Origin of the sequence: Streptomyces durocortorensis (assembly GCF_031760065.1) — a bacterium.
Taxonomy (GTDB): Bacteria; Actinomycetota; Actinomycetes; order Streptomycetales; family Streptomycetaceae; genus Streptomyces.
The window spans coordinates 2,420,917-2,439,432 of sequence record NZ_CP134500.1; the positions used below are offsets into that span (position 1 = coordinate 2,420,917).

The following is an 18,516-nucleotide window of genomic DNA, read 5'->3' on the forward strand; positions in this document are numbered from 1 at the left end:
TGAATCACCGCTCCTTTGCCTGGCCGCCAACGGCCTCGGTGTCCCGATACCTCACCGCGAGCCTGTCCAGCTCCGCCTTGACTTCCTGCTCGGACTTCGACAGATCGTGGCCTGCCTTCTGCAGCAGCCCGCCCAACGTGTCACAGCGGCCGCTCACGTCGCCGACGTACTTCTTCCAGGAGTCGTAGAGCTCCTTCTGCGCCGCGGCGCTCCGGCATCCCCCGGTGTCACCGAGCCCCGTCTGCCCCTCGGTCAGCTTCGTCAACGCCTTGCCAACACCGTCCTTGAGACCCAAGACGCCCTCGCCGGCCTTCACCCATGCCCTTTTGTTCGTCTTCAGATCTCCTGAAGCCGGCCCAGCTGAGGCCCTGTCCTCCGACGGGGCCCGATTCAGCTGCATGTGGACAGTACCGTGCGCCGACGCATCAGCTTTCAGTTGCTCCCACTCGTCCCACGCCACCGCGAAACTCTCCCCACATCCCCGTTTCCCGTGCCCTGATTCCGGGCGCCTCGGGCCGAGTGGACATTCTCTCCGGCGTCGACGGGACAAATCAAACACAGGGTTTGCCATAGCCAGACTTCCGCTGTCGGCCAAAGGGATCAGGCCACATCGGTGAACTCGGGCAAGGTGAGGGCCGAATGGGCCGGGCGGCCGGGTTTTTGTGGCGGGATTGTGCTGAGCTCGCGCAGCCCCCTGTTTCGCTGCTCCAACGCGCGGGCCGTGGCGGGGAAGAGGGTGGCGGCGCCCTTGCCTGCCTGGTCCTGGTTCAGGGTGACGAATGCGCGGGTGTCGTGTTCGTAGGCGGCGAAGCCCGTGGTGTGGTCCCGGGCCGCCAGGGAAGCGGCGAGCATGTAGGAGCCCACCAGGGCGAGGCTGGTGCCCTGGCCGGTGAGGAGCGAGGGGGCGTACGCGGCGTCGCCGACCAGGGCGGCCCGGCCGTTGGACCAGCGGGGCATGCGGATCTGGCTGACCACGTCGAAGAAGAGGTCGTCCGCGATGTGCAGGGCGGTGAGCATCTCCGGGATCTGCCAGGCCGATTCGGCGAAGGCCTCGGTGAGCAGGGCCCGTTGGGCTGCTGGGTTCCGGAAGGCGTCGAACGGCGGGGTCGGGCGGGTGAGGTTCAGGAAGGCGTGGACCTCGTCGGCGTTGTCGCCCGCCGCGTAGAGGGCCGCCGCCCTGCCCGGGGCGTTCCACAGCACGGTTTCGCGGCAGAGGCCGAGGGTGTTGCGCATGGTGAACCCGGCGAAGCAGTGGCCGAGGTAGCTGTGGAACTGTTCTTCGGGGCCGAACAGCAGTCGCCGGGTGTGCGAGTGCAGGCCGTCCGCGCCGAATACCAGGTCGAACGTACGGCTGCCGCCCCGGCGGAAGGTGACGTCGACCCCGTGGTCCGGCCGGTCGAGGGTGTCGAGGGTGTCGATCGAGTCGCCGAACAGGAACTCCACGTCGTCGCGGACCGCCGTGTGGAGAGCGCGGGTCAGCTCCCCGCGCGGCACCTCCAGGTCCTGGCCCGCGACGCCTCCGGTGACGGTGTGCGGGGCGAGGGAGGCCACCTCGCCGCCGTCCTCGTCGAGGAAGGTCAGCCGGCGCAGGTCGATGTGGGCGTCCCGCAGTCGCGGCAGGATTCCCATCCTCCGGACGACCTCCAGTGCGGTGCCGCGTACGTCGACGGGGTAGCCGCCGCCGCGCAGGGCGTCCGCCCTCTCGACCACCGTGACCTCGAAGCCGTAACGGTTCAGCCAGAAGGCGAGGGCGGGCCCCGCGATGCTGGCCCCGGATATCAGGGCGGTGCGCCTGGGAGTGGTTCGGTTGCCGCTCGGCAGATCGATGCGGGGCATCATTCTTCGGCTCCTTTGCTCATGGTGCGGGTGACCAGCAGGGACAGCGCTGTGACGACGGCGGCCAGGGCGAAGCCGGTGACGAAGGCGGATTCGGCCGGGACGTCCGACCCGGGCGGGGTACCGGCGGTGAGGATCGCGCCGCTGATCTGCACACCCACGGCGTAGCCGATCACGCGGGTGACCAGGACCAGGCTGGTGGCGATGCCGGTGTCGCCCCGGTCGACGGTGGTGGCGGTGCTGGTCACCATCGCCGTGACGATCAGTCCGTTGGCGAGCGCGATCATCGCCTTGCCGAGGACGAGGTGCCAGACCTCGCTGTGCACGGCTGCCAGGCCGAACAGCCCGGCGGCCATGATGGCTGTCCCCGCGGTGACCACGGCACGCGGGCCGAAGCGCCGCGCCCCGAGCCCGCTGATCGGCCCGGCCAGCGACGCGACCACGGCCCCGGGCAGCAGGAAGAAGCCGATCCGGGTGGCGCCGGCCCCGAAGCCGTACGCGTCGGAGGGCACCGCGAACAGCTGCGGGACGAGATGGACCGGCACCGCGGTGCCGACGCACAGCACGAACGTCAGCACGCACGACTTCCACACCACCGGCCGGGCCAGCATGCGCAGATCGACCATCGGCGAGGCCGCGCGGCGCTCGACCGCCGCCCATCCGGTCGCGCAGGCGGCCGTGATCACGAGGAGGGCGCCGAGCACGAGGGGCTGCGAGGAGGCGAGGTCGGCCGCCAGCGCGAGGGCGAGCATGAGCGTGACCAGGGTCCCGCTCAGGAGAACCAGGCCGGGCCAGTCGACCCCGGCATCGTCAGGCCGGGCCGGCGGATCGTTCGGCATCAGACGGTTCACCAGCAGGGTGGCCCCGATGACCGCGAGCGTCGGCAGCGCGAACATCCAGTGCCGGGACAGTCCTTCGGCCACGGGCCCGGCCGACAGGGTGCCCGCCATCCCGCCGCCCACGAACAGCCCGCTGACCACCCCGATGGCCACCTTCGACTCCCCCTCGGGGAGGTGCTTGCGCACCAGGATGAACGAGAGGGGCAGTGCGCCCACCATGGCCCCTTGCAGCACCTGACCGAGCAGCAGCACCGGCAGGCCGGTGGCCAGGGCGGAGACCAGGCCACCGGCACAGACCACCGCCATCAGACGGATCAGGACCCGTTTCCCGCCGTAGCGGTCGCCGAACCTGCCCGCGACCGGTGTGACGAGCGCGCCGGTGACGAGGAGCGCGACGCTGAGCAACGCCCCTTCGGAGGGGCTCATCGCGAGCTCGCGTTGCAGGAGCGGGAGCGTCGGTGTCACCACCGACTCCAGGGCGCCGGTGGCGACGGCCAGTGTGCCGAGGGCCCCGACGGCGGCCCTTCCGATACGAACCGGGGGAGCTGGGCTTTCCGTTGAGCCGGCTGAGCCGGCTAAGCCGGTTGGTGCGTTCGTTCCCGTCATGGACAGTCCCTTCCGTCAACACTTCTACACTACACCGTGCAGTGTAGAAGCGTTACGATGTGCTCATGCCGCCCACGAAGACCCTGCGCGAGGGGTCCGCGCCGAAGCGGGCCGCCATCCTTTCGGCGGCCCGCGAGCTGTTCCTCACCGACGGTTTCGACCGGTCCAGCGTCGACGCGGTCGCCGCCCGGGCCGGAGTGTCCAAGCGGACGGTCTACGACTACTTCGGCGACAAGCAGACCCTGCTGCGAACGGTCGTCGACTCCGTCGGGCAGTCACTGGTCACCGCTGTCCGGCGCACCCTCGACGACACCCTCACCGACCGCACCGAGGCCGCCGGTCTCGAAGACGCACTGGTCACGTTCTCGATGCGCATCGCGACCGACATGCTCGGCTCGGCGGAGTACGCCACGCTGCGACGGCTGGTCCGGGCGGAATCCGGCCACCTGCCGCACCAGGACTACAACCCCATGGCCGACACCCCCGACGAGGCGATCGCCGAGCGACTCGCCGCGTTCGCCGCGGCCGGGCTGCTCGACGTCCCCGACCCCCGGCTAGCGGCCGACCAGTTCCTCGCGCTGACCTTCGGCGTCGCGCTGGACCGGCTCGGTTCGGCGAACGCGGCGGAGGACTCCCGCGTCCGGCCACTCGTCGTCGAGGGGGTGCGGACCTTCCTCCGGGCCTACCGAACCCCTTCCCCATAGGGGCGCGGCACGGTCGGCCCGGCCGAGCGGAAACCGTTCCCCCCTGGACGCTCGTCCTATGAAGCTACGGAGCAGGGAACGGGCAGCGGACAGAAAGACGTGGTGGAGCGGGTGCGGGTGCGGTTTCAGTTGCGGGAGCGGGCGAGCCGTCGTGGGGCGCCGTCGGCCGGGTGGGGCGCCGTCGGCGCGGGCAGCCGGCGGCGGGGGGCGGTGCTCGCCGGGCTCGCGGTGATGGTGGCCGGGGTGCTGGGCCTCCACCGGTGGATTCCCAACTCGCCCGGGCAGGTAGGCAGTCTGGTGGAGAACTTCCTCCCGTGGGCCGGGCTGGCCGTCGTCCTGCTGCTGGTCCTCGCCCTGGTGCGGCGGTCGGCGGTCGCCCTGGTGGCGGTGCTGCTGCCGGTGGCCGTCTGGACGCATTCCTTCGGCGCGCTGCTCCTGCCGGAGGCCGATCCCGGTGCGCGGGACCTCGTCGTCGTACAGCACAACGTCAGTGACGAGAACCGCGACCCGGCGGGGACGGCCCGTGCGCTGGCCGCCGCCGGGCCCGATCTCATCGCGCTGGAGGAGCTGGTGCCTCCGGCCCTGTCGGTGTACGAGAGGACGCTGGCCGCCGAGTACCCCCATCACGCCGTCCGGGGCACCGTCGGGCTGTGGTCGAAGTACCCGTTGTCCGGAGCGCGGTCGGTGGACATCAAGCCGGACGGAATCGCGGAGGGGTGGAGCCGTGGGCTACGGGCCGTGGCCCGTACGCCGCACGGCGAGGTCGCCGCGTACGTCGCCCACCTGCCCTCCATGCGCATCGGAACGGGCGGTCTCGCGTCCGCCTGGCGGGACGAGAGCGCCCGGCTGCTGGGACGGGCCATCGCCGCCGAGGAGACCGGGGCGCTGATTCTGCTCGGGGATCTCAACGGGGCCGTCGACGACCGCGGGTTGAGGCCTCTCGCCTCGCAGCTGAACGTTGCCGAGCGCGGGTTCGCCTTCAGCTTCCCCGCCTCTTTCCCGGTGGCCCGGATCGATCAGGTGATGGCCCGCTCGGCCACCGTCGGTCACCTCCGCGCCCTGCCCGCCACCGGCAGCGACCACCTGCCGGTCGCTGCCCGCGTCAGCCTGGAGCCCCCACGCTGACGGCGAGCGGGTCGCCGCCCACGGCTGACCGGCCCCCAGCCCCTCCATGGTTCGTCCATGTTTTCATCACAATTCCGCTTCGCTTCCCCCATGCCCCTGAAACCGCCCCGGGCCCGCTGCGAGCATCGGCTGCTCCACCGCACCACAGCGCCGAGTTCCGCCTTGGGGGCAACACATGCAGACGACGAAGCAGTCACGGCAGCCGAGGCGCGACTTCCTCCGGATACCGGTGGGGGCCGTCGCGCTCGCGCTGTTCCTCGCGGGGTGCGGGGGCGGCGGGGGCGATACGGACGACGGGGGCGGGAAGGGTGCCGCCAAGGTCGCCGCGTCGGCCAGTCCATCACCCTCCGTGCAGCGGGCCCTTGCCCTCATGGACGACGAGGAGCAGCGCGCGGTGGCCGGGAAGAGCCTGGACATCGACGCCCTGGACAACGACTCCATCACCCTGGAGAGCGGCGACGCGGCGGCCCTGCTCGACGCCTACGACCCGGATGACCTGACCCTGAGCGTCGCCACCGCCCCCGGCCACGGGACCGCCACGGTGTCCGGGGCCTCGATCGCGTACACCGCCGCGACCGGGTACGCAGGCGAGGACACGTTCACCTACCGGGTGCTCGTCACCGGGGCCGACGTACCTGCCGCCACGGCCGTCGTCCGCATCGACGTGACCGCGCCGAAGCCGAGCCCGAAGCCCACGGCCAAGCCCACGCCGAAGGCGACGACCGCGGCGCCGGTGTACTACGAGAACTGCGACGCCGCCCGCGCCGCCGGGGCCGCACCCGTCGAGAAGGGCGACCCCGGCTACGCGCCCCACCTGGACCGCGACGGCGACGGCGTGGGCTGCGAGCCGTGGGGCGGCGGGTCGTCGTCCTCCTCCGGCGGGAGCGGCGGCGGTTCGAGCAGTGGTGGTACGAGTGGCGGGGGCGGGGGCAGCAGCACGTACTACGCGAACTGCACCGCCGTACGGGCCGCGGGCGCCGCGCCCATCCGTGCCGGGGAGCCCGGCTACGGCCGGCACCTCGACCGCGACGGGGACGGCGTCGCCTGCGAGTAGAGGCAGGGGCCGGGGGCTTTGTCAGCGGTAGTCGTCCGGGTGGTCCTGCATCCAGGTGTTGATGCCGTCACGGGTGCCGACGATCTCGGAGAAGTACTTCTCCAGGTGCGCCGTGGACCGGTCCTCGCCCAGCTTGCCGAACAGGACCTTCATGTCGGCGAGGGGCTTCTTGAAGTGGCCCGGGCCCTTGCTGTCCGCCCGCATCGCCTCGTCCAGCTCCGTGAGCTCCCGGGTGACCCGGCCGAGGAAGTAGGCGCAGTCGCCCGCGCCGGGGGTGCAGGTGTCGCCGAGCGTCGCCTGCAACGTGGCGAAGGCGTCACGGACCAGCTCGGGGGCGGGCGATGGGGCGGCGGTGTCCGGCGCCGCGGTGGCCGCCCGCTCGGCCTTGTCCGTGTTCTCGGCGTCCTCCGCGGTGCGGGTGGGGTCCACGTCCGCCGAGGAGGACGCCGAGGCCGCGGGGCCGTCCGCGCCGGAGCCGTCCCCGCCCGACGCCTGGGTGCAGGACACCAGCGCCGCGGCCACGACCACGGCAAGCGCACCTGCGCGCAACCCCGTTCGGGTTGAGCGGCGAACACCCGCGCCATCGGTACGGACGGTGGTGCGGGCAACGGTACGGAACTGCATGAGACCCCCTCGCGCGAAGGGTCCAGACCTTACACGGCGCCCTCGGCCCGGGTTCCTGCGAGGAAGGCCGCCATCTCCCCGTACACCGCAGCGGAGTCGTCCAGATGGGCGTCATGGCCCGCCCCCGGGATCACGCTCACCCGCGTATCCGGGTGGCGGGCCCGCATCCGGTCCGCCTCCTCCGGCTGCATCGCGCCGCTCTCGCCCCGCACCACCAGTACCGGGCAACGCACCCGGTCCCAGGCGTCCCAGTAGTCGCGGTGCGCGTTCTCCTGAACCGTGGCCACCATCACATCCCGGTCCACCCTGGGGTACAGGCCGCCGGGGCCGGGTGCGAGGCCCGCCGCCCACGCCCGGCCCGCCGGGCCGCCGCCGAAGAACGCGGTGGCCGCCTCCGCGTCCGGGAACGGCACGGGCCAGGAGTCGAGCCAATCGCCTATCTGTACCGGCAGCCCGGGGTTCGGGCCTGCCGGGCCCGCCTCGATCAGGATCAGCGCCCGGCACGCCTCCGGGTGCGCCGCCGCGGCGAGCAGCGCGGTGAGACCGCCCATCGACTGTCCGACCAGCACCGTGTCCTCGCCGGACAGGCCCAGGGCGCGCGCCACGGCCAGGACATCGCGGACGTGCGCCGCGCGCGACACGTCATCGGGGCGGCGGGTGCTCGCCCCGCTGCCCCGGGCGTCGAACGCGACCACGCGGTGGGTCGCCGCGAACCGGGCCGCCAGCGCGTCCCACTCGCCGCAGTGCCCGGCCAGCCCGTGCAGCAGGAGCAGGGGCGGGCCGTCGCCCCCGTGGTCGGTACAGAAGAGGCGTACGGGGGCCGCCTGCACCTCGTCGCCGCTCGCCACCGTGACCGTGAACGTCCTCACCTGGTTCCCCCTGTCCAGCCCCGCTTGTTCGCCCGCCCGTCGGCGACGCCGTACCGGACGTTAGCCTCAGGAGCGGAATCGGACCACGGGCATACGACAGACATACGACGGACACACGAGGGAAGCGACGATGGCGAACGTTCCGGTGGCGGCAGTGGCGGCGAGCGGGCTCGTCGGGGGCTACGGCGTCGCCCGGTGGACCGGGAAGCGCCCGCTCGGCGGCGTCGCGCTCGCCGCCGCCGGGTCCCTCGCCGCGTACGAGTGGAACCGCCAGGCCGGGCCGCGCGCGGCCGCCGGGCTGACCGCCGCGTACGTCGCCGCCTTCGCCGGGTCGCACCCGCTCGCCAAGAAGGTCGGCGCCTGGCCCGCCGTGTTCACCGTCGCCGGGGGCGTGGCCGCCGCTTCCTGGGCCGTCACCCGCCGCGCCCGGCGTTAGTCGGGAGAGCCCTTCGTTCCGGTCAGAGGGAGCCGTTACGACACCGCGCGCTCGGTGCGAGCCGCGCACGCGGGCAGGGCGGGCAGGGGCTGAGGCCGGAACAGGTCGACGACTTCGCCGACATCGGCGAGAGCGTCGTGGCCGAACTGACCGAAGCCGGTGGGCGACAGAGAAAAGGCGCGCGGCGTTGAACACCCGCCGCGCCGCGCCCGTACTACCGGGCAACTCCCCCGTGTAAGCCGGGTGCGTGCCCGTACACGACAGGACGGGTACGCACCCGGAGCCCACAGCCCCGTAGGGCCCTCAGCCGCCCAGCGCGTGCGACACCGTGTAGATCGCCAGGCCCGCCAGCGCACCCACCACCGTGCCGTTGATCCGGATGAACTGGAGGTCGCGGCCGATGTGCGCCTCGATCTTCTTCGAGGTCTGGTCCGCGTCCCAGCCCGCGACCGTCTCGCTGATGAGGGACGTGATCTCCGCGCGGTACGTCGTCACGACATACACCGCCGCGTCCTCCAGCCAGCCGTCCAGCTTGGCCTGGAGCCGTTCGTCGTTCGCCAGCCGGGCGCCCAGCGACATCAGCGACGCGCGCGCCCGCAGCCGCAGTTCGCTGCGCTCGTCCTCGGCCGCCGCGATGATCATCGTACGGACGGAGGACCAGGCGGACGCGATGACGTCCTGCACCTCGCTGCGGCCCAGGATCTCCGACTTCAGCCGCTCCACCCGGGCCCGGGTGTCCTCATCGCTCTGGAGGTCGGCCGCGAAGTCGTTGAGGAACGTGTCGATGGAGCCGCGCGCCGGATGCTCCGGCATGTCCCGCATCTCCGTGACGAACCGCAGCAGTTCCTTGTAGACCCGCTCCCCCACTCGCTTGTCCACGAACCGCGGCGTCCAGCCCGGCGCCCCGCCCTGCACCGCGTTCATCACCGAGTCGCCGTGCTCCACCAGCCAGTCGTGCGCCCGTACGCAGACGAGGTCGACGACCTTGCGGTGGCCTCCGTCGGTGACGACCTTCTCCAGCATCTTGCCGAGGCTCGGGCCGACCTCAGCCGCGTCCGCGCGCCGGGTGATCGCCTCACCGACCACCGCCTGGACGTCGGAGTCCCGCAGCACCGTCAGCGCTCCGCGCAGCGCCGTCGCCGACTCGGCGGTCACCCGGTCCGCGTGGGCGGGCTCCGCCAGCCAAACACCGAGCCGCTTTCCGACGCCCAGCGCGTGAATTCGGTCACGAATGACGTCTCCGGAGAGAAAGTTCTCACCCACGAAGGAACCGAGGGACTGTCCCAGCTGATCCTTCTTGGTAGGGATGATGGCGGTGTGGGGGATCGGCAGACCGAGCGGGCGCCGGAAGAGCGCCGTGACGGCGAACCAGTCCGCCAGGGCGCCCACCATCCCCGCCTCGGCAGCCGCCGCGACGTAGCCCGGCCAGCCCCCCACACCTGAGCTCTTCGCCCAGGTGGCCAGCACGTACACGAGCGCGACGAGCAGGAGGAGGCCGGTGGCCGTGGTTTTCATGCGCCGTACGCCGCGCTGCTTCTCCTCGTCGGCGGCGGTGTACGCGAACGAGGCCAGCGGCCCCGCGCCCGGCCCGGGCCCGAAGCCCGCGCCCGGGCCTCTTCCGGAGCCCGGGCCCGGGCCCGCTGACTTTCGCTCGGCTTTCTGCCCCTGCCCCGCGTCCTGCTCTTCGGATCCGGTCCGTTCCATCCGCTCCACCCGTCCGCGTACGCCTCGCCCCCGTGACGTACGCATTGTCCCTACCTCACCTACTCCCGGGCCGCACGTCGAGTTCCCGACGGCCTGCCGCATCATGGGACCAGCACGATCATCACAAGGAGAAACACCGCACATGCCCAGGCGCCAGGGGTATGCCCTGCTCATCGCCCTCGTGGCGGGCACCGTCGCGCTCGCCGCCGCCGTCGCCTTCGGCACGACGCTGCTCTCCGGCCCCCGGCCGACGCCGCCCCCGCCCGCCGAGACCCATGCGGCCGCCCGTAACCCCGTCGCCCCCGCCACCTCGGGCGGCAACTGGGTCGCCACCTGGACGGCCGCACCGGTCCGGGCCGAGCCCAACACCCCGAACGGGCTACCCGGACGCACCATCCGAAACATCGTCCACACCAGCATCGGCGGGAACGTAGCCCGCATCACGCTGTCCAACCTCTTCGGCACGGTCCCCCTGGTCGTGGACCAAGCCACCGTCAACACCAGGCCGGTGACCTTCAGGGGCGCCGCCGCCGTCACCATCGCCGCGGGCGGACGGATCGTCAGCGATCCCGTCGTCGTGCCCGTCGCCCCCGACTCCGACCTTGAGGTCGGCTTCCGCACCCCGGAGCCCGGCGGGCCGGTCACCTACCACCCCAACAGCCACCAGACGTCCTACCTCGTCGACGAGCGCGGCACCCGGCCCACCACGAACTGGCGCTACCTGACCGCCGTGGACGTCCGCAACGAGAGGGCCCTCGGCGCGATCGTCGCCCTCGGCGACTCCCTGACCGCGGGCAGCCGCTCCACCACCGACGCGAACGCCCGCTGGACCGACGTCCTCGCCGACCGGCTGGGCGGCCGGTACGGGGTCGCCAACGCGGGCATCTCGGGCAACCGGGTCGTGGGCATCGGGCGCGGCACCGGTGGCGAAGCCGGGACCGACCGGTTCGAGCGCGACGTCCTGTCGGTCGCCGGGGTCCGGACGGTCATCGTGGCCCTCGGCATCAACGACGTACAGCAATCCCCCCAGGAGACCGACCCCCAGCGCATCGTGGACAGCCTGCGCTCCCTCACCGAGCGGGCGCACGCCCGCGGGCTCACGGTCGTCGGCGCGACGCTGACCCCGTTCGAGGGCTTCCCCAGCTGGACGCCCGAGCGCAACGCCGTACGGCTGGCGGTCAACGAGCAGATCCGGGCGGGGACGGTGTTCGACGCGTACGTCGACTTCGACGAGGCGGTACGCGATCCCGCCGCGCCGAACCGGCTGCTCACCGCGTACGACTCCGGCGACCACCTGCACTTCAACGACGACGGCTACCGCGCGCTCGGCGACCGGGTGGACCTGGCGTCCCTGGACCGGGCCCCTGCCCCCCGGTCCGACGCACTGTGAGCGGCCGCTGAGCGGCACCCCGGCCCCGATCGGCCGGAGGCGCGGTGAGGCGCTGCGAGGCGTGTGAGGCGCTGCGGGACGCTGCGAGGCGCGTGACGTGCTGAACAGCCGCGTCGGCCCCGCCCTCCCCCTCAGAGTTCCTTGCGGGTGCCGCCGTCCGGGCCCTCCGGACCGCGTCGGCGGCGCGCCTCCAGTTCCGCCTGTTCCGCCTCCTTCAGGCGGCGGCGCTCCGCCTTCGTCCGCTTGCGCTCCACGCCGACGCCGCCCATCAGCGCGAAGCCGGTGATCCGCACGTACGGGGCGTCGGGCGCGGGCTCGCCCTCCTCGTTGGAGCCCTCGCCGAAGCCGCCCATGATGCCGACGCCCCTGACGTCGACGTTCAGCTCCGGCGGCGCGGTCACATGCAGACCGCCCATGATCGTGATGCAGCGGATCACGGTCTCGCGGTCCTCGAAGTGCGCCTCGCGCAGGTCGATCTCGCCACCGCCCCACATCGCGAACGCCGTGAACTTCCGGGCCACCGTCCAGCGGCCCTTCCGGTTGAAGCCGCCCCAGAGCGCGAACCCGCCCTTGGAGGTCGCGGTGCCACCGATCCGGGCGGGCCAGTTCGCCGCGGAACCCCGCAGCGGGGCGGGCGCGGACGCGCCCACCGGGGCCACCGCCGAGCCGGGCGCCGGAAGGTCCTGGACGAGCGGCTCCAGCTCCCCGTGTGTACGCGCCTTGTAGGCCGTTTCGAGGCGCTGCTCGAACTCGTCCATCTCCAGTCGGCCCTCGGCCACGGCCTCGCGCAGCAGCTCGGCGATCCGTTCACGCTCGGTGTCGGATGCGCGCATTTCCGGACGTTCACTTGTCATACCGCGCAGCCTATTGAACGCACCCGCTCAAGGCACAGACGCGCAGGCCAAGCAGTCGCGCCCGCCGTCCCGGAGAGGGGCCGTCAGGGCAGGAACCGTCAGGGCGCCGACTCGTACATCCTCGCGATAACCGCCTCGATGTCCGGTTCCCGCACCGACAGGTCGACCAGCGGGTATTCAGCCGCGATCCGCGCCACCAGCGGGGCCGCCGAAGCCTCGGCGGGGAACGCCAGCCACTGACGGGGGCCCTCCACCCTGACCGCTCGCAGCACGGGCCCCGACGGGCCGGACGTCAGCTCGATCGGCGGGAGCTCGCGCTCCAGGTCCACCACCAGCATCCGCTCGCTCTCCCCCGCCTCGTGGAGGCCGGCGAGGGAACCGTCGTACATCAGACGGCCGTGGTCGATCACCATCACCCGGCTGCACAACTGCTCGATGTCGGTCAGGTCGTGCGTCGTCAGCAGGACCGTCGTCCCGCGCTCGGCGTTCAACTCCTTGAGGAACTGGCGCACTTTGACCTTGGAGATCACATCGAGCCCGATCGTCGGCTCGTCCAGGTACAGCACCTCCGGATCGTGCAGCAGTGCCGCCGCGATGTCGCCGCGCATCCGCTGACCGAGGGAGAGCTGCCGTACGGGGACGTCCAACAGCGCGCCCAGGTCGAGGAGTTCGACACAGCGTTCCAGGTTCTCCCGGTAACGGCGGTCCGGGATGCGGTACATGCGGTGCATCAGCCGGTACGAGTCGCGCAGCGGCAGGTCCCACCAGAGCGTGGTCCGCTGGCCGAAGACGACGCCGATGCGGTGCGCCAGGCGCGTACGTTCCCGGGAGGGGTCGATGCCCGCGACGCGCAGCCGGCCGCCGCTCGGGGTGAGGATGCCCGTCAGCATCTTGATCGTGGTCGACTTTCCCGCCCCGTTCGGGCCGATGTAGCCGACCATCTCACCGCGCGGGACCTGGAAACTGATCCCGTCCACGGCCCGGACCTCGTGCCGTTCGCGGCGCAGCAGACCGGCCTTCCGGCGGACCTGGAAGACCTTCTCGACGCCGTCGAGGGTGATGAAGCCGTCGCCGCCCATGCCCGTGACCTCCTGCGTAGTCCTGTCCGACAACCCGTCCGGCACCCTGTCCGGCCTCCCGTCCGACACCCAGCCCGAGGGGTCCGACTCCCGTTTCCTCAACTGCCCGTACTCCGGTACGCCCGCAGCCCCGCCCGCCACGCGAGACCCGCCAGCACCCAGCAGCCCGCCGCCACCGCCGGCGGCAGGAAGGCCACCCACTGCGGCAGATCGACCGGGTACTCCCGGTCCAGTACGTAGAGCGCGGGCAGCCAGCTGACGAAGGCCAGCGGGACCACGAACGTCACGCCGCGCACCAGGTCCTTCGCGAAGACCGTCGGCGGGTACTGGAGCAGCGTCGTCCCGCCGTACGTGAAGGAGTTCTGCACCTCGGAGGCGTCCTGCGCGACGAACTGGAACGCCGCCCCCGCCACGAAGACCGAGCCGAAGATCGCCGCCCCGCTCACCACCATCACCGGCAGCATCAGCACCTTCAGCGGCGACCACGCGATGTCCAGGGTGATCAGCGCATAGCCGAGGACCAGCAGCCCCTGGGTGATCCGCCCGGCCCGGCGCAGCGCGAACCGGTCCGCCGCCACCTGCGCCAGCACCGGCACCGGCCGCACCAGCAGCGTGTCCAGCGTGCCGTCCCGGACCCGGCGGCCCACCCGGTCCATCGACCCCAGCAGCAGGTCGCACAGCCCGAACGCCGTCGCCGAGAGCCCGTACAGCAGGGCGATCTCCGGGAGCGTGTAGCCGCCGAGCGCGTCGACGTGCGTGAACATCAGCAGGATCGTCACGAAGTCGAAGGCCGTCACCGCGAAGTCCCCGAGCGCGGTCATCACGAACGAGGCCCGGTACGCCATCGTCGAGCGCACCCACATCGCCATGATCAGCCCGTACGCGCGCAGCCCCTCCAGCAGCCGGGGCCGCTCCTCGAACGCGAAGCCGCCCGCCTCCCGGCCCTCGTCGGCCCGTACCGCCGTCTCAGCCACCCTGGACCACCACCCTCCTGGTCGCCGCGGTCTGCAACAGGCGCCCCGCCAGCAGCAGGACCACCGCCCAGCCGCCCTGGAACGCGTACGCCTCCACCAGCCCCCACCCCGTGTGCCTGCCGAGGAACACATCGGCCGGGACCTGGAGCAGCGAGGACCACGGCAGCGCCCGCGCCACCTCGCCCAGCAGGCCGGGAAACAGGTTCAGGGGCAGCAGCATCCCGGAGAAGAACAGCCCGGCCAGCGACGCGATCCGCATCGCTCCCGCCGCGTCGAGCAGCCAGAACGCCGACAGCGCGACCAGAAAGCGCACCGCGAAGCTGACGACGAGGCCCAGGAACACCGAGACGAGGAACGCGGGCCAGGTCCACAGGGAACCGGGGAGCGCCAGGTCGAAGGCGAGCGCCCCCAGGAACATCGGTGCGACGCCCCGGCCCAGCAGGTGGAAGGCCGCCCGGCCCAGGTCGGCCGCCAGCCACCACAGCTGGAGGTCTGCGGGGCGGTACAGGTCGACGGCGATGTCCCCGGTACGGATCCGCTCCGCCAGCTCGTCCTCGAAGCCGCCGCCCATCATGGCGCAGGCCATCAGCAGTGCCTGCCCGAGCCAGACGTAGGTCAGCGCCTGCGCGGTGTCGTAGCCGCCGAGCTGCGGGCGTTCGTCCCACAGGGCGATGTAGGTGTACGCCACGATGAAGCCGAAGACCGTGTTGGTGAACACCCCCGCGGCCGTGGCCGTCCGGTAGGTGGCGTAGCGCCGGAATCCGCCCGCCGCCACGACCGCGTAGAGCCGCACGCCGCCCCCTCTCCCCCGCCGCCGACCGGCTCCCGACACCAAAGCCCGCGAGCTTAGTACGCGCGCGGAGGCGGCCGCGACCGTGTTTCTGACGGCCGGTGAGGCGACCGGAGGAGGGAACGCACCATCGGAAACCGCAGTTTTTGTGACTAAACGGGCACTATGGAAGAACTGTCCACGCCCGAGGAGCCCTCACCGATATGAGCGACGAGCCGCAGAACTGGGCCCCCCGCGACCCCTCGGGCGCGATGGCGGCACCCGGAGGCGACCGCCCGCGGAAGCCGGGAAGGACACCGCGCAAGGGTCACCCGAAACGGCCCCGGCGCACCGGCTGGCGGCGCGTCCTCCCCACCTGGCGGATGGTCCTCGGCACCGCGCTGGGCCTGGCCCTCCTCCTCGGCGGCGGGCTCATCGCCGGATACCACCTCGTCGACATCCCGGCCGCCAACGCCGCCGCCACCGCCCAGTCCAACGTCTACCTCTACAACGACGGCAGCGTCATCGTCCGCGACGGCGACGTGAACCGGGAGAAGGTGAATCTCTCCCAGGTCCCCCTCACCGTCCAGCAGGCCGTACTGGCCGCCGAGGACCGCGACTTCCACTCCCAGCCCGCCGTGGACGTCAGGGCGCTGCTCCGGGCGGGCTGGAACACCGTGACCGGCAAGGGCAAGCAGGGCGGCTCCACCATCACCCAGCAGTACGTCAAGAACTACTACCTCGGCCAGGAACGGACCGTCGTCCGCAAGGCCAAGGAGCTCTTCATCGCGGTCAAGCTCAACCGCGAGGAGAGCAAGGACCAGATCCTTGAGGGCTACCTCAACACCAGCTACTTCGGCCGTAACGCCTACGGCATCCAGGCCGCCGCCCAGGCGTACTACGGCAAGAACGTCGAGGACCTCACCACCGCCGAGGGCGCCTACCTCGCCACCCTGCTCAACGCCCCCAGCGCGTACGACGTCGTCGCCCACCCCGACAACGAGCCGGCCGTGCTGCGCCGCTGGAACTACGTCCTGGACGGCATGGTCAAGGAGCACTGGCTCGACGCGGCCGAACGGGCGACGACCCGGTTCCCCGCACCCGGCGAGGCCAAGCCCCCGACCGGGCTCTCCGGACAGCGCGGATACATCGTGCAGGCCGTCGAGGACTACCTGAGCCGGCGCGGCATCCTCGACGAGGAGACCCTCGCCACCGGCGGCTACCGCATCACCACCACCCTCGACAAGGCCAGACAGGACGCCTTCGTCAGGGCCGTCGACACGAACGTGATGGCCAAGACCAGCGACGAGCGCGAGATCGACCGCAACATCCGCGTCGGCGGGGCCTCGATCGTCCCCGAGACCGGGGCGGTCGTCGCCCTGTACGGCGGCATCGACTACACCAAGCAGTACGTCAGCAACGCGACCCGCCGCGACTACCAGGTCGGCTCCATCTTCAAGCCGTTCGTCCTCACCTCCGCCCTCGTCAACGGCTCCACGACCGGCGACGGCCGGCCCATCACCCCCAACACCGTCTACGACGGCTCCAACAGACGCCCCGTCACCGGACCACAGGGCGCCACCGACTACGCGCCCGCCAACGAGGACGACGTCGACTACGGCTCCATCACCGTACGCACCGCCACCGACAAGTCCGTCAACTCCGTCTACGCGCAGATGGCACAGGACGTCGGCCCCGGCAGGGTGCGGGACACCGCCGTCGCCCTCGGCATCCCCGCGAAGACCCCCGACCTCACCGCCTCCCCCTCCATCGCCCTCGGCACCGCCAACGCCAGCGTCCTGGACATGACCCAGGCGTACGCCACCCTCGCCGACCACGGCCGGCGCGGCCCGTACGTCCTCGTCGACAAGGTCACCAAGGGCGGCACCGAGATCGAACTGCCCGAACGCACGACCGAACAGGCCGTCAGCCGCGAGGCCGCCGACACGACCACCGCGGTCCTGCGCAGCGTCGTGGAGGGCGGCACCGGCACCGCCGCCCAGGCGGTGGGCCGCCCCGCCGTGGGCAAGACCGGCACCGCCGAGGAGGACCGGGCCGCCTGGTTCGCCGGGTACACCCCCGACCTCGCGACCGTCGTCGCCGTGATGGGCCAGAACCCGGACACCGGCGCCCAGACCCCGCTGTACGGAGCCCTCGGCCTGTCCCGCGTCAACGGCGGCGGCGTCCCCGCCGAGACCTGGGCCGCCTACACGGAAGCGGCACTGCGCTCCTCCCCGGCCCGGGAATTCGACCTGGAGACGGCCCCGGGATCCGACGAGGTGGACGAACCCGACCTCGACGAGGACCCCGGCAGCGGCACGGACCCGTCCGGCCCGCCGCCGGCCGCCCACTCCGGCGCCCCCACGGACACCGGGTGACGCGGCGGGGACCCAGCGCCTCACGACCGCAGTGCCCCGAGGCTCAGTGCCCCGAGGTCGCCTTCAGACCCACCACGGCCACCAGCAGCAGACACACGAAGAAGATCCGGGCCGCGGTCACCGGCTCGTTCAGCACGACCATGCCCAGGATCGCCGCACCGGCCGCGCCGATACCGACCCACACGCCGTACGCCGTACCGATCGGCAGCGTCTTCGCCGCGTGCGACAGCAGCACCATGCTCGCCACGATCCCGAGCCCCGTGAACACGCTCGGCCACAGCCGGGTGAACCCCTCGGTGTACTTCATCCCGATCGACCAGCCCACTTCGAGCAGACCGGCAATGACCAACAGAACCCACGCCATGACAGGCACCTCCGACGACAACCACGCGAACAGAACGGGTGCGTCGTCTTTGCCAACCCGGTACGGCGCGTCTCGTCGGGGTGCTTCCACCGTAGCAAGAAAGAGGGAAAGGGCCTGGTGACACCGGTCACCAGACCCTTCCCCGCGCTCTCCTGGAGCGCTTCTCCGAGGGGCGCCTACAGATACAGCCCGGTCGAATCCACCGACCCCTCGAACCGGTCGGCGGCCACCGCGTGCAGATCGCGCTCCCGCATCAGGACGTACGCCACGCCCCGCACCTCGACCTCGGCACGGTCCTCGGGGTCGTACAGCACGCGGTCACCGGGCTCGACCGTCCGCACGTTCTGCCCGACCGCGACCACCACGGCCCAGGCGAGGCGCCGGCCCACCGCGGCCGTCGCCGGGATCAGGATGCCGCCGCCGGAACGGCGCTCCCCCTCGGACGTGTCGTTCCGTACCAGCACCCGGTCGTGCAGCATCCGGATGGGCAGCTTGTCGTCGTGGGTGTTCTCGCTCACGCCCGCAACCTACCTGCCGCACCCCGGACCGTACGCCTCCGGGTACGGATCACGCGCGGCGGCGCTTCTTCGACGCGGTGAGCAGCCCCACCACACCCACCACCAGCAGCACCGCGGGAATCACCCGCTCCAGCCGCGGCGAGCCGTCCTCCGCGACGAACTGCGCCTTCACATCCGACACCGAGCGGTTCACCGCGACGAAAGTCCGGCCGACCGTACGGTCCACGGACTGGGCCGCCTTCGCCTTCGCGTCACCGATGATCGTCTTCGGGTGTACCCGCACCCCGATCTCGTCGAGCACCACAGCGAGCTGCTCCCGCCTGCTGATGATGTCCGCCTCGATCTGCGCAGGGGTCCTGGCATCCGACACTGCGCCGCCTCCGTGGTCGTCGT

At 71.9% G+C, this 18,516-nt stretch carries 19 protein-coding genes and 1 riboswitch; of the genes, 6 read left to right on the plus strand and 13 right to left on the minus strand.

Annotation, left to right across the window (positions count from 1 at the left end):
- Positions 1-4 precede the first annotated feature (4 nt).
- The 3 genes from RI138_RS10650 to RI138_RS10660 all read right to left on the minus strand — a co-directional run bounded on the left by RI138_RS10650 (position 5) and on the right by RI138_RS10660 (position 3,281).
- Entirely contained in the window at positions 5-460 is a 456-nt protein-coding gene (locus tag RI138_RS10650; RefSeq protein WP_257002262.1) for a hypothetical protein, read from the minus strand.
- Positions 461-600: 140 nt separating this feature from the next.
- Positions 601-1,836 (minus strand): FAD-dependent monooxygenase, encoded by a 1,236-nt coding sequence (locus RI138_RS10655; protein WP_311122846.1) that lies wholly within the window; start codon positions 1,834-1,836, stop codon positions 601-603.
- Entirely contained in the window at positions 1,836-3,281 is a 1,446-nt protein-coding gene (locus RI138_RS10660; protein ID WP_311119719.1) for an MFS transporter, read from the minus strand. The genes RI138_RS10655 and RI138_RS10660 overlap by 1 nt, the downstream gene beginning before the upstream one ends.
- Before the next feature lie 65 nt (positions 3,282-3,346).
- On the opposite strand from RI138_RS10660, the gene RI138_RS10665 reads away from it, so the two are divergent.
- From RI138_RS10665 to RI138_RS10675, 3 genes are all read left to right on the plus strand, one after another.
- The gene (locus RI138_RS10665) at positions 3,347-3,985 is read left to right on the plus strand and encodes a TetR/AcrR family transcriptional regulator (RefSeq protein ID WP_096628672.1); all 639 of its coding nucleotides are present in this window, start codon (positions 3,347-3,349) and stop codon (positions 3,983-3,985) included.
- A gap of 231 nt (positions 3,986-4,216) precedes the next feature.
- On the plus strand, positions 4,217-5,110 hold the full coding sequence (locus tag RI138_RS10670; RefSeq protein ID WP_311122847.1) for an endonuclease/exonuclease/phosphatase family protein: 894 nt from the start codon (positions 4,217-4,219) through the stop codon (positions 5,108-5,110).
- A gap of 175 nt (positions 5,111-5,285) precedes the next feature.
- Positions 5,286-6,164 carry an excalibur calcium-binding domain-containing protein gene (locus RI138_RS10675; protein ID WP_311119720.1) on the plus strand — a complete coding sequence of 293 codons (879 nt, stop codon included), beginning with the start codon at positions 5,286-5,288 and terminating at the stop codon, positions 6,162-6,164.
- Positions 6,165-6,185: 21 nt separating this feature from the next.
- Here RI138_RS10675 and RI138_RS10680 read toward each other — a convergent pair whose 3' ends face one another.
- Entirely contained in the window at positions 6,186-6,692 is a 507-nt protein-coding gene (locus tag RI138_RS10680; protein ID WP_311119721.1) for a hypothetical protein, read from the minus strand.
- Between the two features lie 125 nt (positions 6,693-6,817).
- Complete coding sequence (locus tag RI138_RS10685) at positions 6,818-7,657, minus strand: alpha/beta fold hydrolase (RefSeq protein ID WP_311119722.1); 840 nt, start codon at positions 7,655-7,657, stop codon at positions 6,818-6,820.
- Positions 7,658-7,787: 130 nt separating this feature from the next.
- Here RI138_RS10685 and RI138_RS10690 point away from each other — a divergent pair, with 130 nt between their 5' ends.
- Entirely contained in the window at positions 7,788-8,093 is a 306-nt protein-coding gene (locus RI138_RS10690; RefSeq protein ID WP_311119723.1) for a hypothetical protein, read from the plus strand.
- Between the two features lie 303 nt (positions 8,094-8,396).
- On the opposite strand, the gene RI138_RS10695 is transcribed toward RI138_RS10690, so the two are convergent.
- Positions 8,397-9,797 carry a DUF445 domain-containing protein gene (locus RI138_RS10695; protein WP_311119724.1) on the minus strand — a complete coding sequence of 467 codons (1,401 nt, stop codon included), beginning with the start codon at positions 9,795-9,797 and terminating at the stop codon, positions 8,397-8,399.
- Between the two features lie 142 nt (positions 9,798-9,939).
- Between RI138_RS10695 and RI138_RS10700 the strand changes: the two genes are divergently transcribed.
- Positions 9,940-11,187, plus strand: a complete 1,248-nt coding sequence (locus RI138_RS10700) for an SGNH/GDSL hydrolase family protein (RefSeq protein ID WP_311119725.1) — start codon at positions 9,940-9,942, stop codon at positions 11,185-11,187.
- 131 nt (positions 11,188-11,318) lie between these two features.
- Here RI138_RS10700 and RI138_RS10705 read toward each other — a convergent pair whose 3' ends face one another.
- The 4 genes from RI138_RS10705 to RI138_RS10720 form a co-directional block, all read right to left on the minus strand.
- Positions 11,319-12,020: a DUF1707 SHOCT-like domain-containing protein gene (locus RI138_RS10705; RefSeq protein WP_311119726.1), complete on the minus strand. Its 702-nt coding sequence runs from the start codon at positions 12,018-12,020 to the stop codon at positions 11,319-11,321.
- Between the two features lie 119 nt (positions 12,021-12,139).
- Entirely contained in the window at positions 12,140-13,120 is a 981-nt protein-coding gene (locus RI138_RS10710) for an ABC transporter ATP-binding protein (RefSeq protein WP_311122848.1), read from the minus strand.
- A gap of 98 nt (positions 13,121-13,218) precedes the next feature.
- Positions 13,219-14,094, minus strand: coding sequence for an ABC transporter permease (locus tag RI138_RS10715; protein WP_311119727.1), 876 nt, complete (start codon positions 14,092-14,094; stop codon positions 13,219-13,221).
- Positions 14,087-14,887: an ABC transporter permease gene (locus tag RI138_RS10720; protein ID WP_311119728.1), complete on the minus strand. Its 801-nt coding sequence runs from the start codon at positions 14,885-14,887 to the stop codon at positions 14,087-14,089. The genes RI138_RS10715 and RI138_RS10720 overlap by 8 nt, the downstream gene beginning before the upstream one ends.
- A 200-nt stretch (positions 14,888-15,087) precedes the next feature.
- Here RI138_RS10720 and RI138_RS10725 point away from each other — a divergent pair, with 200 nt between their 5' ends.
- On the plus strand, positions 15,088-17,241 hold the full coding sequence (locus RI138_RS10725) for a transglycosylase domain-containing protein (protein WP_311119729.1): 2,154 nt from the start codon (positions 15,088-15,090) through the stop codon (positions 17,239-17,241).
- Between the two features lie 43 nt (positions 17,242-17,284).
- Here RI138_RS10725 and RI138_RS10730 read toward each other — a convergent pair whose 3' ends face one another.
- From RI138_RS10730 to RI138_RS10740, 3 genes are all read right to left on the minus strand, one after another.
- Positions 17,285-17,605, minus strand: coding sequence for a DMT family transporter (locus RI138_RS10730; RefSeq protein WP_103511389.1), 321 nt, complete (start codon positions 17,603-17,605; stop codon positions 17,285-17,287).
- A 37-nt stretch (positions 17,606-17,642) separates the two neighbouring features.
- Positions 17,643-17,706, minus strand: a riboswitch (guanidine-III (ykkC-III) riboswitch).
- A gap of 75 nt (positions 17,707-17,781) precedes the next feature.
- The gene (locus RI138_RS10735) at positions 17,782-18,123 is read right to left on the minus strand and encodes a GroES family chaperonin (RefSeq protein WP_030629018.1); all 342 of its coding nucleotides are present in this window, start codon (positions 18,121-18,123) and stop codon (positions 17,782-17,784) included.
- Between the two features lie 49 nt (positions 18,124-18,172).
- On the minus strand, positions 18,173-18,493 hold the full coding sequence (locus RI138_RS10740; RefSeq protein WP_311119730.1) for a DUF3618 domain-containing protein: 321 nt from the start codon (positions 18,491-18,493) through the stop codon (positions 18,173-18,175).
- Between the last annotated feature and the right edge of the window lie 23 nt (positions 18,494-18,516).

What these genes read in the sequence shown, in the direction of transcription:
- RI138_RS10655 (WP_311122846.1), bottom strand. Translation starts at nt 1,836, where the DNA reads ATGCCCCGCATCGATCTGCCGAGCGGCAACCGAACCACTCCCAGGCGC.
- RI138_RS10660 (WP_311119719.1), bottom strand. Translation starts at nt 3,281, where the DNA reads ATGACGGGAACGAACGCACCAACCGGCTTAGCCGGCTCAGCCGGCTCA.
- RI138_RS10665 (WP_096628672.1), top strand. Translation starts at nt 3,347, where the DNA reads ATGCCGCCCACGAAGACCCTGCGCGAGGGGTCCGCGCCGAAGCGGGCC.
- RI138_RS10670 (WP_311122847.1), top strand. Translation starts at nt 4,217, where the DNA reads ATGGTGGCCGGGGTGCTGGGCCTCCACCGGTGGATTCCCAACTCGCCC.
- RI138_RS10675 (WP_311119720.1), top strand. Translation starts at nt 5,286, where the DNA reads ATGCAGACGACGAAGCAGTCACGGCAGCCGAGGCGCGACTTCCTCCGG.
- RI138_RS10690 (WP_311119723.1), top strand. Translation starts at nt 7,788, where the DNA reads ATGGCGAACGTTCCGGTGGCGGCAGTGGCGGCGAGCGGGCTCGTCGGG.
- RI138_RS10695 (WP_311119724.1), bottom strand. Translation starts at nt 9,797, where the DNA reads ATGGAACGGACCGGATCCGAAGAGCAGGACGCGGGGCAGGGGCAGAAA.
- RI138_RS10700 (WP_311119725.1), top strand. Translation starts at nt 9,940, where the DNA reads ATGCCCAGGCGCCAGGGGTATGCCCTGCTCATCGCCCTCGTGGCGGGC.
- RI138_RS10705 (WP_311119726.1), bottom strand. Translation starts at nt 12,020, where the DNA reads ATGCGCGCATCCGACACCGAGCGTGAACGGATCGCCGAGCTGCTGCGC.
- RI138_RS10710 (WP_311122848.1), bottom strand. Translation starts at nt 13,120, where the DNA reads ATGGGCGGCGACGGCTTCATCACCCTCGACGGCGTCGAGAAGGTCTTC.
- RI138_RS10725 (WP_311119729.1), top strand. Translation starts at nt 15,088, where the DNA reads ATGAGCGACGAGCCGCAGAACTGGGCCCCCCGCGACCCCTCGGGCGCG.
- RI138_RS10730 (WP_103511389.1), bottom strand. Translation starts at nt 17,605, where the DNA reads ATGGCGTGGGTTCTGTTGGTCATTGCCGGTCTGCTCGAAGTGGGCTGG.